Here is a 12,203-nt window from a genome sequence, read left to right on the forward strand (position 1 = left end):
CGGCGTACGATCGTGCGTGAGACAGCATCGCGCTCGGTAGTAAGGAAGTTCGCATGAACCTGGGGCCCACGGAAATCATCCTGATCCTGCTGGTTCTGGTGCTGCTGTTCGGCGCCAAGAAGCTGCCGGATCTGGCCAGGGGAGTCGGCCGGTCCCTGCGCATCTTCAAGGCCGAGACCAGCGGGCTGGTCTCCGACGACGACAAGCCCTCCACCGTGGTGCAGGCCCAGCCCGTGCCGCCCCAGCAGGCCCAGCAGCCGCAGATCCCCGCCGCCGCCGTCTCGCCCGAGGAGCAGGCGCGCCGGCTGGAGGAGGAGGCGGCCCGGCTGCGCGCCCGCGCCAAGGCCGACAACCAGGGTTAACACAGGGCTTTAGGGACTGCCTCGATGGCGCTGCTGAAACGGTCCGGCAAGGAGCGCGCGCCCCGCGACCCCGAGGGGCGCATGCCGCTGATCGAGCACCTGCGCGAGCTGCGCAACCGGCTGCTCATCTCACTGGCCGCCGTCCTCGTGGGCGTCGTCGTCGGCTGGATCTTCTTCGACCCGCTGTGGGCGGTGCTGAAGGAGCCCTACTGCTCCACGCCGCAGGCGCACCAGCTCAAGGGCCAGTGCGCGCTGACCTACTCGGGCATCTTCCAGTCGTTCTTTATCACGCTGAAGGTCTCGGCCATGGCCGGCCTGGTGCTGGCCTCGCCGGTGTGGCTGTACCAGCTGTGGGCGTTCGTCACCCCGGCGCTGTACCGCAACGAGAAGCGGTACGCGGTGACGTTCCTGGCGCTGGCGGTGCCGCTGTTCGCAGGCGGCGCGTTCGTGGCCTACTTCATCATGGACACGAGCCTGGCGTTCCTGCTGAGCTTCAACCTCGACGACACCGTGGCCACCATCGGCATCGACGACTACCTCGACTACGTGCTCGTCATGCTCGTGATCTTCGGGGTGTCGTTCGAGCTGCCGCTGCTGCTGATCTTCCTGAACATCATCGGGGTGCTGCAGCGGGCGACGGTCGCCAAGCACCGCCGCATGATCATCTTCTTGATGTTCGTGTTCGGCGCGATCGTCACGCCCGGCGGCGACCCGCTGGCCATGCTGGCGCTGGCCGCCCCGATGATCCTCCTGTTCGCCGGGGCCGAGCTGTTCATGTACCTGCGCGAGAGGCGGCTGCCCAAGACCGAGGAGTGGTCGCACGTGCCGGACGACGAGGCCTCACCCCTGGATCTGGACGCCGATTCCCGGTAGGTTCCGGGCGTGCCGCCCCATCTCGCCCTCCTGGTCAACCCCTCGGCGCGCAACGGCAGCGCGTTGCGCCGGATGGAGCCGGTGGTCCGGCGCCTGCGCTCCGGGGGCGCCGACGTCACCGTGATCGTCGGCGCCGACGCCGCCGACGCCCTGGCACGGGCCTGTACGGCTGTCGCCGAGCGGCCGGACGCGCTGGTGGCCTTCGGCGGCGACGGGCTGGTCCACCTGGCGGTCCAGGCGGTGGCCGGGACCGACGTGCCGCTGGGCGTCATCCCGGCCGGGACGGGCAACGACATCGCCGCCGCGCTCGGCCTGCCCTGCCGCGACCCGCTGGCCGCCGCCGAGGTGGTGCTGGGCATGCGGCCCCGCGTGGTCGACGCGGCCAGGGCGGGACAGGAGTGGTTCGCCGGGGTGGTGTGCTGCGGGTTCGACTCGCGGGTCAACGAGCGCGCCAACCGGCTGGCCTGGCCGCGCGGCACGGCCAAGTACCTGGTGGCGCTGGCGCAGGAGCTGCGCTCCTTCCGGCCCGTGCCGTTCCGGCTGACCCTGGACGGCGAGGTCGTCGAGCAGGAGGCGATGCTGGTCGCGGTGGGCAACACGCGCTCCTACGGGGCGGGGATGCGGATCTGTCCCGGCGCCCGGCCCGATGACGGGCTGCTGGACGTGACCGTGCTGGGGGCCGTGCCCACGGGGCAGTTCCTGCGGACCTTCCCGCGCGTGTACCGGGGGACCCACGTCACGCACCCCCGGGTGATGACGCGCAGGGTCAGGAGCGTGCGGCTGGAGGCGCCCGACGTGGTCGCCTACGCCGACGGGGAGCGGCTGGGGCCGCTGCCGCTGTCGTGCGAGGTCGTGCCGGGCGCGCTCACCGTCCTCAACTGATCTACTTTGTAAAGGCGCGTGGCGAGGAGCATCGCCGCCAGCATGGTCGCTCCGGCCGCGAAGAACACCGCGTCGACCCCGGCGACGAAGCCGTGGGCGGCGGCCACGCGGTTGAGGAGCACGCCGAAGATCGCGCTGCCGACGGCGGTGCCGAGGATCTGGACGAAGCGCACCGCCGTGGTGGCGGTGCCCAGCTGGTGGACCGGCACGCCGTCCATCACCAGGAACATGACCGGGCCCAGCGCCTGGCCGAAGCCCAGCCCGAGCAGGCCCAGCCCGGCCAGCACCAGCCAGGCGGGGGTGTCGGCGCGCAGGAAGCCGAACAGGGTCAGGGCGAGCGTGATGGTGGCCAGGCCGGTCACGAGCGAGGAGCGGCGCTGGGACAGCAGCGCGCCGGAGGCGACCATGCCGATGGCCGCGGGCAGCAGGTACAGGCTGGAGGCCGTGGGCGTGACGTGCTGGGCGACCTGCAGGTAGACGACCATGTAGAAGATGCCGCCGGCCAGGCCGAAGCCCAGGAGCAGCTGCACCGGCAGGGCGATGCGCAGCACCGGGTTGCGCAGCAGGTCGGGCGGCAGGATGGGTTCGGCGGCGGTGAGCTGGCGGCGGGCGAAGGCGGCGCTCAGGGCGAGGCCGGCGGCGATCATGCCGAGGATGAGCGGCGAGGTCCAGGGGTGGGTGCGTCCGCCCCATTCGGCCACGAGGACCAGCAGGCAGCCGGCGGCGGCCAGCAGGGCGGCCCCGGCGTAGTCGACGCGGTGTTCGCGGCGGCCGTCGTTCAGGCGCAGGACGAGGCAGGTGGCCAGGACGGCCAGGCTCAGGGGCAGGTTGATGAGGAAGATCCAGCGCCAGCTGAGCGTCTCGGTGAACAGCCCGCCGACCAGGGGGCCGGCGACCATGCCGACCCCGGCGATGAGGCCTCCGGCCGCGCCGGCCGAGCCGCGCTTGCCGGGCGGGGACAGGTGGGCGGCCACGACCATGGTGACGCTCATGAGCCCGCCGCCGCCCAAGCCCTGGAGGGCGCGGAAGGCGATGAGCTGGGTCATGTCCTGGGCGAGGCCGCACAGGGCGGAGCCGAGGGCGAACACGCCGACCGCGGCGAGGTAGACCCGTTTGGCGCCGTGGATGTCGCACAGCTTGCCGTACAGGGGGAGGACGGCGGTGGCGGCCAGGGCGTAGGCGGTGACGAGCCAGGGCAGGCGCTCCAGGCCGTGGGCGGGGTCGAGGTCGCGGACGATGGGCCAGGAGGCGGTGGTGACGATGTTCTGGTCCAGGACGGCGAGGATGAGCGTGATCGCGACGCCGATTCCGGCCAGCAGGCGTTGCTTGTCGGTCATGACGGCTTATACTGAGTCAAAATTTTGATTCAGTCAATGTCGTTAGGCTGAGGGTGTGACGTTGCGGGAGCGCAAGAAGGCGGCGACGCGGCAGGCGATCCGGGAGGCGGCCCTGCAGCTGTTCGCCGAGCGCGGATTCGCCGAGGTGTCGGTGAACGACATCGCCGACAAGGCGGGCGTGTCCCGGATGACGGTGTTCAACTACTTCCCGACCAAGGAGGACATCGTCGTCGCGCCCCTGGAGGAGGAGCTGGAGGAGATCCCGGCCTTCCTGCGGGAGTGCGCGGCGGGCGAGCCGCTGGTGGCGGCGGCGCGCCGCCACTTCCTGGAGCGGCTGGCCGCCCACGCCCCCGAGACGGGCCTGGACGACGGCCCGGAGTACCGGCGGGTGCTGGATCTGATACGGGCCACGCCGTCGCTGATGGCCAGGGTCATGATGTTCCAGGTCAGGGTCGAGCAGGCCCTCGCCAGGGCGCTGGAGGAGATCACGCCGGGCGACCCGCGCGTGCCGTACGTCGCCGGGCAGCTGCACTCCCTGTTCCGCACGCTGGCGCAGCACAACACCGCGCTCATCTACAAGGGGATGAGCGCCGAGGAGGCCTACCCGCAGGCGGTGGAGGCCGCGCGGATCGGGTTCGGCCTGCTGGAGCGGGGGCTGGGCGGCTACCCGGCCTGACCGGAACGGCCGTTTCTGTAGGCTGAAGGTTATGACAACGCCAGCGGAACGCTATGCGGCCTTCCGTGACAAGTACGGGGACGACGGCGCCGCACTGAGATCGTTCCGGGGGCTGTACGACTTCGAGCTGGACGATTTCCAGCTCGATGCCTGCCGGGCGCTGGAGGCCGGAGACGGGGTGCTGGTGGCCGCGCCCACCGGGTCGGGCAAGACGGTGGTGGGGGAGTTCGCCGTCCACCTGGCCCTGGAGCAGCGCCGCAAGTGCTTCTACACCACCCCCATCAAGGCGCTGTCCAACCAGAAGTACAACGACCTGGTCAAGCGGTACGGCACGGCCAAGGTCGGGCTGCTGACCGGCGACAACAGCATCAACGGCGACGCGCCGATCGTGGTGATGACCACCGAGGTGCTGCGCAACATGCTGTATGCCGGGTCGGCGACGCTGACGGGCCTGGCGTTCGTGGTGATGGACGAGGTCCACTACCTGGCCGACCGCTTCCGCGGCGCGGTGTGGGAAGAGGTCATCATCCACCTGCCCGAGTCGGTGCGGATCGTGGCGCTGTCGGCGACGGTCAGCAACGCCGAGGAGTTCGGCGAGTGGCTCGGCACCGTGCGCGGCGAGACCACGGTGATCGTGGACGAGCACCGGCCGGTGCCGCTGTGGCAGCACATGATGGTCGGCAACCGCATCTACGACCTGTTCACCGCCGACGTCACCGACGGGCTCAAGCACATCAACCCGACGCTCATGCGCATCGCCCGCGACGAGGAGCGGCTGGCGGGCCGGGGCCGGCGGGGGTACGGCAGGCCGATGCGCAACCGGCCGCCGGACCGGGCGCAGATCATCGCCAAGCTCGACGCCGAGGGGCTGCTGCCGGCCATCACGTTCATCTTCTCGCGGGCGGGCTGCGACGCGGCGGTCATGCAGTGCCTGTATGCCGGGATCCGGCTGACCACCGACCGGGAGCGGCACGAGATCCGCCAGATCGTCGACGAGCGCACCGCCCACCTGCCGGATGAGGACCTGGCGGTGCTGGGGTTCCTGGAGTGGCGCGAGTGCCTGGAGCGGGGGCTGGCCGCCCACCACGCGGGCATGCTGCCGACCTTCAAGGAGGTCGTGGAGGAGCTGTTCACCCGCGGCCTGGTCAAGGCGGTCTTCGCCACCGAGACGCTGGCGCTGGGCATCAACATGCCCGCCCGCACGGTGGTCATCGAGAAGCTGGACAAGTGGAACGGCGAGGTGCACGCCGACCTGACGCCGGGGGAGTACACCCAGCTGACCGGGCGGGCCGGGCGGCGCGGCATCGACGTGGAGGGCCACGCGGTGGTGCTGTGGCAGCCGGGCATGGACCCGCTGGCGGTGGGCGGCCTGGCCGGCACCCGCACCTACCCGCTGCGCTCCAGCTTCCAGCCCTCCTACAACATGGCGGTCAACCTGGTGGGGCAGTTCGGCCGGGAGCGGACCAGGGCGCTGCTGGAGGCCTCCTTCGCCCAGTTCCAGGCCGACCGGGCGGTGGTGGGGCTGGCCCGGCAGCTGCGCAAGCAGGAGGAGGCCCTGGCCGGCTACAAGGAGGCGATGACCTGCCACCTGGGCGACTTCGGCGAATACGCGGCGCTGCGCAGGAGACTGTCGGACCGGGAGGCGGAGCTGTCCCGGCAGCGGGGAGCGGCCCGGCGGGCCGCGGCGCTGCGGTCGCTGGAGGCGCTCAAGCCGGGCGACGTCATCCGCGTGCCGGGCGGGCGCCGGGCGGGGCTGGCCATCGTGCTGGATCCGGGGCTGACGCCGCGCGGCGACGGGCCGCGCCCGCTGGTGCTCACCATCGGCAAGCAGGTCAAGAAGCTGGACGCCGGCGACTTCCCGGTGCCGGTGGAGCCGGTGGAGACGCTGCGCATCCCCAAGAACTTCAACTCCCGCAGCCCCAAGGAGCGGGCCAACCTGGTCTCCACGCTGCTGGCCAAGATCGGCGACCGTGACCTCGGCAAGCCGCCGCGCGCCCGCGACCACGCCGCGGAGGACGAGGAGATCCTGCGGCTGCGGCGGCAGCTGCGCCAGCACCCCTGTCACGGCTGCGACGACCGGGAGGATCACGCCCGCTGGGCCGAGCGGTACCACAAGCTGCTGCGCGAGACCGAGGGGCTGCGCCGCCGGGTCGAGGGCCGCTCCCACGTCATCGCCCGCACCTTCGACAAGGTCTGCGGGGTGCTGGAGCAGCTGGGCTATCTGGAGGGCGAGACCGTCACCGCCCACGGCCGGCGGCTGGGCCGCCTGTACACCGAGCTGGATCTGCTGACGGCCGAGTGCCTGCGGGCCGGGCTGTGGGAGAAGCTGGAGCCGGCCGAGCTGGCGGCGTGCGTGTCGGCGCTGGTGTTCGAGTCGCGGCAGTCGGATGACGCGCGCCGGCCCAAGATCCCCGCGGGGCGGGCGCAGGAGGCCCTGACGGCGATGATCCGGCTGTGGGGGGACCTGGAGGGGATCGAGCGCGACCACGGGCTGGCGACCATCCGGGAGCCGGACATGGGGTTCGCGTGGGCGGCCTTCCGGTGGACCAAGGGCCACAGCCTGGACGCGGTGCTCATGGACGGGGTCAACGGGGCCGAGCTGGCGGCCGGCGACTTCGTGCGGTGGATCAAGCAGCTGATGGACCTGCTGAGCCAGCTGGGCGACGCGGCGCCGCCGGGCAGCGCGGTCAGGCAGACCGCGTCCAAGGCCATCGACGCCATGCGGCGCGGCGTGGTCGCCTACTCCTCGCTGGTGTGATAGGGGCTGACCGGGCGGTCAATGTCGTGTGGTCGGCGGTTCACCCATCGTCACCTCCCGGTCAGTTTCCTGTTTGATCTCAGCGGCAATCCCCATGTCGCAAGCAAGCCTCGGACGCCCCCCGCTGCAGGCCCGCCCCCCACGCGGATCGCGACGTCCGGCCAGTCCGCCCGGAGGTTTCCATGTTCGCTCTCCTCGCCGCCCTGCTGTTCGTCCTCGCCCTCATCTTCGAGATCGCCGGCGTGGCCGTCGGCGACGTCGTCACGGTCACCACGCTGGGCACCGCCGGTCTGCTGTGCGTCGCGCTCCACCTCATGGGGATCGGCGCGGGCTGGTCGCCGCTGAAGAGATAGCGCCGCCCGCCGTCGAAGGCCGCGCCGGCCTGGCGCGGCCTCTTTCCGTGCGGTGTACGGCGCTCAGGCCACGGTGAAGCGGACCTCCCGGGTGGCGGGGTCGGCCTGGGCGAGGCGGACGGCGATGCGGGCGCCGAGCGGCAGGTCCGCGCCGTCGCAGCGCGCGATCACCGCCGGGTCCAGCAGCTGCACCAGCCCGCCGGAGCGCCGCTCGTCCACGTCGATCACGGCGGCCTGGAAGGTGTCGCCGATCCGGTCCCGCAGCAGGAACGCCTCCACCAGGTCCACGCAGGCCCGCTCCACCGCGCCGGCCCGCCGCCCGGACACCGACATGATCTCCGGCAGCGCGGGCAGCGCCTGCTGCACCTCCTCCGGCACCGGCTCGCCGGCCGCGATGGCCAGGCACACCTCGGTGGCGTAGCGGTCGGCCAGGCGCCGCAGGGGAGCGGTGACGTGCGCGTACGGCGCGGCCACCGCGAAGTGGTCGGCCAGCGGCGGAGGCTCGCCGGCGAAGGCGACGTAGCCCGAGCCGCGCAGCAGCACCCGCGACTCGTGCAGGAAGGCGGCCTGGCGGGGCCCGGAGGGGTCCAGGTCGTGCACGACCGACCCGTAGGTGGCGCCCTGCGGCCAGGGCACCTCCAGCGCGGCGGCGACCCGGCGCACCTTGGCCAGGTCGCCGGGGCGGGGCGGCGGCAGGACGCGCAGGACGCCCAGCTCGGCGTCGAGCATCATGGCGGCCGCCGCCATGCCGACAAGCAGCGAGATCTGCGCGTTCCACGCCTCGGCGGGCAGCGGCGTGCGGTACTCCACCCGGTAGCCGCCCTGCGGCGCGGGCGTGATCTCCTGGTCGGGCGTGGGCAGGGTGACGCCGCCGCGCTCGCGTTCCAGGGCCAGCCGCAGCCGGCCGACCTCGGCCAGCAGCCCCAGCGTGCCGTCGGCGGTGCCGGTGTCGACGGCGGCCTGGACGTAGTCGTAGTCGAGCCGCTCGCGGCTGCGCACCAGCGCCCGCTGGACGTCGGCGCCGATCGTGCGGCCCTCGGCGTCCAGGTCGACGCGCCACAGGGCGGCCGGGCGGTCGGCGCCGGGCAGCAGGCTGGCCGCGCCCTCCGACAGCACGGGCGGGTGGAGGGGGATCTTCCCGTCGGGCATGTAGACGGTCTCGCCGCGGGCGCGGGCCTCGGCGTCGACGGCGCCGCCGGGCCGGACGAAGGCCCCCACGTCGGCGATGGCGTACCAGACCCGGTAGCCGGTGCCCTGCCGTTCGATGCACACGGCCTGGTCCAGGTCCATGGCGCCGGGCGGGTCGATGGTCACCAGCGGCAGGTCGGTGTGGTCCTTGCCGGCGTGGGCGGGCGACTGGGCCATCCAGTCGGCCTCGTCCAGCACGGCCCGCGGGAAGGCGGCGGGCAGCTGGTGCTCGCGCCTGATCCGGTCGAAGCCGCCGGCCAGCCGGCGGTCGGTCTCGGCCGGCACCCGGAGTCTGGTGTGGGGCACGGGGTTCAACCTATCGGGTCCGGCCCGCCGGCCCGGGCGGGCGATCGGCTGCGGGGCCGTCAGGGGCGGCTCTCAGCGGGTGAGCGCGGCCAGCAGGCGGTTGAGCGGGCCGTCCAGGCCGTAGCGGTCGGCCAGCCGTACCAGCGCCTCGGGGTCGCGGGGGGCGGCGGGCAGGGTGAGGTCGGCGGGCGGCAGCGGGGCGTCGGGGGCGACCCTGACCACGGCCGGGGCGACGGCGAGGTAGTCGCGGGCGGCGGCCAGCTTGGCACGTGCCCCGGCCGGCAGGCCCTCGGTGACGCCGGCCTCCAGCGCCTGCAGCAGCCCCTCCAGGGAGCCGAAGCGGCTGATGAGGGCGGCGGCGGTCTTCTCCCCGACCCCCGGCACGCCGGGCAGGCCGTCGCTGGGGTCGCCGCGCAGGACGGCGAAGTCGGCGTAGGCGCGGCCGGGGATGCCGTACTTCTCCCGGACGAACGCCTCGTCGACGACCTGCAGGTTGCGGATGCCGCGCCCGGTGTACAGCACGCGCACCCGCCGCGTGTCGTCGACGAGCTGGAACAGGTCGCGGTCGCCGGTGACGATGTCGACGGGCCCGCCGGCCTGGGCGGTGAGGGTGCCGATGACGTCGTCGGCCTCATAGCCGGGGCACTGCGGGCGGGCGATGCCGACCGCGTCGAGGACCTGCTCGATGACGGGGATCTGCGGGGCCAGCGTGTCGGGCACCTGCTCCTGGTCTCCCTGGGCGACGCGGTGCGCCTTGTAGGAGGGGATGGCCCGCACGCGGAAGGCGGGCCGCCAGTCGGCGTCCATGGTGGCGGCCAGCTCCTTGGGGGCGTGGTCGCGCACCAGCGTGGCGATCATGTCGATGAGCCCGCGCACGGCGTTGACGGGCATGCCGTCGGGCGCGGTGATCGACTCGGGCACGCCGTAGAAGGCGCGGAAGTACAGGGACGGGGTGTCCAGGAGCATGCGCACTAGCCCAGTATGCCGACTGCCAGCAGGCAGGCGTCGTCTTCGGGGTTGGGGCCGCCGATGCCCTCCAGCAGGCGGTCGAGCGCGGCGTCCAGGTCGCGGGGCGGCAGGCCGCGGGCGGCGCGCAGGGCGGCGTCCAGGCCCTCGTCCAGGTCCTGGGCCCGGCGTTCCACCAGGCCGTCGGTGAACAGCAGCAGCACGTCACCCGGGCGCAGCGGGGTGGCGGCCAGGTCGTAGGGCTGGTCGCCGGCCACGCCCAGCAGCAGGCCGCAGGGCGGGGCGAGCTGGCGGGCGGCGCCGTCGCGGATGAGGATGGGCGCCAGGTGCCCGGCCCGGGCCCAGGCGAAGACCCGGGTGCGGGGGTCGAGGTGGCCGATCACGGCGGTGGCGGTGGTCTCGGGCAGCCGGTGCACGACCAGCTCGTTCAGCCAGGCCAGCAGCCGGTCGGCGGGCCGGCCGGTCATGGCCAGGCCGAGCAGGGCGTGGCGCAGCTGGGCCATGTGGGCGATCGCGGGCAGGCCGTGGCCGGACACGTCGCCGATGGCCAGCAGCGCCCGCCCGTCGGGCAGCGCGGCGGCCTCGAACCAGTCGCCGCCGAGGTTGGCGGCCTGCTCGGCGGGGACGTAGCGGACGGCGACGCGGGCGCCGGGCAGCTCCAGGGCGGCGTGCGCGGGCAGGATGGCCTCGCGCAGCGTGAGCATGACCGTGCGGTCCTCGGCGGCCCGGGCGCGCTGCTCGGACATGATGCGCTCGGCGCGGCGGCGCCCGGTGATGTCCTGGATGACGCCGTGCACTCCGGCAGGCCCGTCGGGCTCCGGCAGCGGCTCCAGGACCATCCGGAGGTTGCGCAGCTCCCCGTCGCGGCGGATGCGCAGCTCGGCGTGGGCGGGGGCGGCCTGGTCGGCCACGGCGCGCAGCAGCTCCTCCAGCACGGCCTCGTCGCCGGGTTCGAGGTAGCGGGCCAGGTCGGCCAGGGCGGCGGGGCCGGCTCCCGGATCGCGGCCGAAGATGACGTAGACGTGGTCGGACCACAGCGCCTCGCCGGTGCGCAGGTCCCACTGGGCCCAGCCCATGTTGCCCAGGCGCTGGGCGTGCGCGAGCTGGGCGGCCAGCAGGGCGGCGTCGCGCCCGGCGGGCCGGCGGCCGGTGAGCTGGCGGAGGAGCTCGGCCGCGGTGACGGGACGGCGGTCCTGCGAGGGGGAGACGGGGCCGGCCATGGAATCCACTCTCGGAGCAACGGTGAAACATGGGGCAATTGCCCCAACGGTAGGTGATCGCCCTTGAACGGAGTGTAGCGATGAGTTGCCGGGCTGTAAGCCTCTTTCGGGGATTTTGCCGAGTAGATTGACTGCTGTGACGACGACCTCGGATCTGTACCCCGTCTCCCGCCTCGCCGCCGTCCAGCAGGCCACCGCCGCGGCCGGCATCGACGCGCTGCTGCTGACCCCCGGCCCCGACCTGCGCTACGTCAGCGGGTATGAGGCGCTGCCGCTGGAGCGGCTGACGTGCCTGGTGGTGCCGGCCTCCGGCGAGCCGTTCATGATGGTGCCGCGGCTGGAGCTGCCGGCGGCGCAGGCCTCGCCCGCCGCGCGCCTGGGCCTGGAGTTCGTGGCCTGGGACGAGACCGACGACCCCTACGCGATGGTGGCCGCGCGCCTGGGCGCGGTGCGCACGGTGGGGCTGGCCGACCGGATGTGGGCGCTGGCCTCGCTGCGTTTCCGCGCCGCCATGCCGGGCGCCGAGCAGGTGCTGGCCGGCAGCGTGCTGCGGCGGCTGCGCATGCGCAAGTCGCCCGCCGAGGTCGCCGCGCTGCGCGAGGCCGGGCAGGCCATCGACACGGTGCACCGGCAGGTGCCGGCCCTGCTGAAGGCCGGGCGGACCGAGCGCGAGGTCGGCCGCGACCTCCACGACGCGATCCTGGCCGCCGGCCACACCACGGTGGACTTCGTCATCGTGGGCTCCGGGCCCAACGGCGCCAGCCCCCACCACGAGCTGTCCGACCGCGTCATCCAGGCCGGCGAGCCGGTCGTGGTCGACATCGGCGGGCAGCTGCCCAGCGGCTACTGCTCCGACTCCACCCGCACCTACTGCGTGGGCGAGCCGCCGGCCGACTTCGCCGCCTACTACGCCGTCCTCCAGCGCGCCCAGGAGGCCGCCTGCGCCGCCGTACGGCCCGGCGTGCCGTGCGAGGCGGTCGACGCGGCGGCCCGCGAGGTGATCGCGCAGGCCGGCTACGGCGAGTACTTCATCCACCGCACCGGGCACGGCATCGGCATCGAGACGCACGAGGAGCCCTACATCGTGGCCGGCAACGCCGAGCCGCTGGAGCCGGGCATGGCCTTCTCCGTGGAGCCGGGCATCTACCTGCCGGGCCGGCACGGGGCGCGCATCGAGGACATCGTCGTGTGCACCGAGGGCGGCGGGGAGCGGCTCAACGCCGTGCCGCGGGAGCTCATCATTATCTGACACAAGTCCTGACATGTCGTGATAAGGGGCTGC

11 protein-coding genes are annotated in these 12,203 nt (G+C 73.3%); 7 read left to right on the forward strand and 4 right to left on the reverse strand.

The features are described 5' to 3' along the window. The first annotated feature begins 53 nt into the window (after positions 1–53). The 3 genes from tatA to BSB02_RS09620 are packed head-to-tail and all read left to right on the forward strand — an operon-like array spanning position 54 to position 2,117. Positions 54–362: a Sec-independent protein translocase subunit TatA gene (gene tatA, locus BSB02_RS09610; RefSeq protein ID WP_084958357.1), complete on the forward strand. Its 309-nt coding sequence runs from the start codon at positions 54–56 to the stop codon at positions 360–362. 24 nt (positions 363–386) lie between these two features. Next, positions 387–1,235, forward strand: a complete 849-nt coding sequence (gene tatC / locus BSB02_RS09615; RefSeq protein ID WP_084958358.1) for a twin-arginine translocase subunit TatC — start codon at positions 387–389, stop codon at positions 1,233–1,235. 9 nt (positions 1,236–1,244) lie between these two features. Continuing rightward, positions 1,245–2,117 (forward strand): diacylglycerol kinase, encoded by an 873-nt coding sequence (locus tag BSB02_RS09620; RefSeq protein WP_084958359.1) that lies wholly within the window; start codon positions 1,245–1,247, stop codon positions 2,115–2,117. Here BSB02_RS09620 and BSB02_RS09625 read toward each other — a convergent pair. After that, positions 2,039–3,454: an MFS transporter gene (locus BSB02_RS09625; protein WP_084958360.1), complete on the reverse strand. Its 1,416-nt coding sequence runs from the start codon at positions 3,452–3,454 to the stop codon at positions 2,039–2,041. The genes BSB02_RS09620 and BSB02_RS09625 overlap by 79 nt on opposite strands. A 55-nt stretch (positions 3,455–3,509) precedes the next feature. On the opposite strand from BSB02_RS09625, the gene BSB02_RS09630 reads away from it, so the two are divergent. From BSB02_RS09630 to BSB02_RS41060, 3 genes are all read left to right on the forward strand, one after another. Further along, positions 3,510–4,130, forward strand: coding sequence for a TetR family transcriptional regulator (locus BSB02_RS09630; protein WP_084958361.1), 621 nt, complete (start codon positions 3,510–3,512; stop codon positions 4,128–4,130). 31 nt (positions 4,131–4,161) lie between these two features. Beyond that, positions 4,162–6,888 carry a DEAD/DEAH box helicase gene (locus BSB02_RS09635; RefSeq protein WP_084958362.1) on the forward strand — a complete coding sequence of 909 codons (2,727 nt, stop codon included), beginning with the start codon at positions 4,162–4,164 and terminating at the stop codon, positions 6,886–6,888. Positions 6,889–7,070: 182 nt separating this feature from the next. After that, the gene (locus BSB02_RS41060; protein WP_169729373.1) at positions 7,071–7,241 is read left to right on the forward strand and encodes a hypothetical protein; all 171 of its coding nucleotides are present in this window, start codon (positions 7,071–7,073) and stop codon (positions 7,239–7,241) included. 63 nt (positions 7,242–7,304) lie between these two features. Here the strand turns inward: BSB02_RS41060 and BSB02_RS09640 are convergent, their stop codons facing one another. The 3 genes from BSB02_RS09640 to BSB02_RS09650 all read right to left on the reverse strand — a co-directional run bounded on the left by BSB02_RS09640 (position 7,305) and on the right by BSB02_RS09650 (position 10,921). After that, on the reverse strand, positions 7,305–8,735 hold the full coding sequence (locus BSB02_RS09640; protein ID WP_084958363.1) for an RNB domain-containing ribonuclease: 1,431 nt from the start codon (positions 8,733–8,735) through the stop codon (positions 7,305–7,307). Positions 8,736–8,807: 72 nt separating this feature from the next. After that, complete coding sequence (locus BSB02_RS09645) at positions 8,808–9,701, reverse strand: 5'-3' exonuclease (RefSeq protein WP_084958414.1); 894 nt, start codon at positions 9,699–9,701, stop codon at positions 8,808–8,810. Between the two features lie 5 nt (positions 9,702–9,706). Next, positions 9,707–10,921: a PP2C family protein-serine/threonine phosphatase gene (locus BSB02_RS09650; RefSeq protein WP_084958364.1), complete on the reverse strand. Its 1,215-nt coding sequence runs from the start codon at positions 10,919–10,921 to the stop codon at positions 9,707–9,709. Positions 10,922–11,057: 136 nt separating this feature from the next. Between BSB02_RS09650 and BSB02_RS09655 the strand changes: the two genes are divergently transcribed. Continuing rightward, positions 11,058–12,170 carry a M24 family metallopeptidase gene (locus BSB02_RS09655; RefSeq protein ID WP_420855840.1) on the forward strand — a complete coding sequence of 371 codons (1,113 nt, stop codon included), beginning with the start codon at positions 11,058–11,060 and terminating at the stop codon, positions 12,168–12,170. The last annotated feature ends 33 nt before the right edge of the window (positions 12,171–12,203 follow it).

This window comes from Thermoactinospora rubra, assembly GCF_002093975.1.
Classification (GTDB): Bacteria; Actinomycetota; Actinomycetes; order Streptosporangiales; family Streptosporangiaceae; genus Nonomuraea; species Nonomuraea rubra_A.

Bases quoted from the DNA above. Each gene is read 5' to 3' on its own strand.
- BSB02_RS09625 (WP_084958360.1), bottom strand. From the start codon at position 3,454: ATGACCGACAAGCAACGCCTGCTGGCCGGAATCGGCGTCGCGATCACG.
- tatC (WP_084958358.1), top strand. From the start codon at position 387: ATGGCGCTGCTGAAACGGTCCGGCAAGGAGCGCGCGCCCCGCGACCCC.
- BSB02_RS09650 (WP_084958364.1), bottom strand. From the start codon at position 10,921: ATGGCCGGCCCCGTCTCCCCCTCGCAGGACCGCCGTCCCGTCACCGCG.
- BSB02_RS41060 (WP_169729373.1), top strand. From the start codon at position 7,071: ATGTTCGCTCTCCTCGCCGCCCTGCTGTTCGTCCTCGCCCTCATCTTC.
- BSB02_RS09635 (WP_084958362.1), top strand. From the start codon at position 4,162: ATGACAACGCCAGCGGAACGCTATGCGGCCTTCCGTGACAAGTACGGG.
- BSB02_RS09645 (WP_084958414.1), bottom strand. From the start codon at position 9,701: ATGCTCCTGGACACCCCGTCCCTGTACTTCCGCGCCTTCTACGGCGTG.
- tatA (WP_084958357.1), top strand. From the start codon at position 54: ATGAACCTGGGGCCCACGGAAATCATCCTGATCCTGCTGGTTCTGGTG.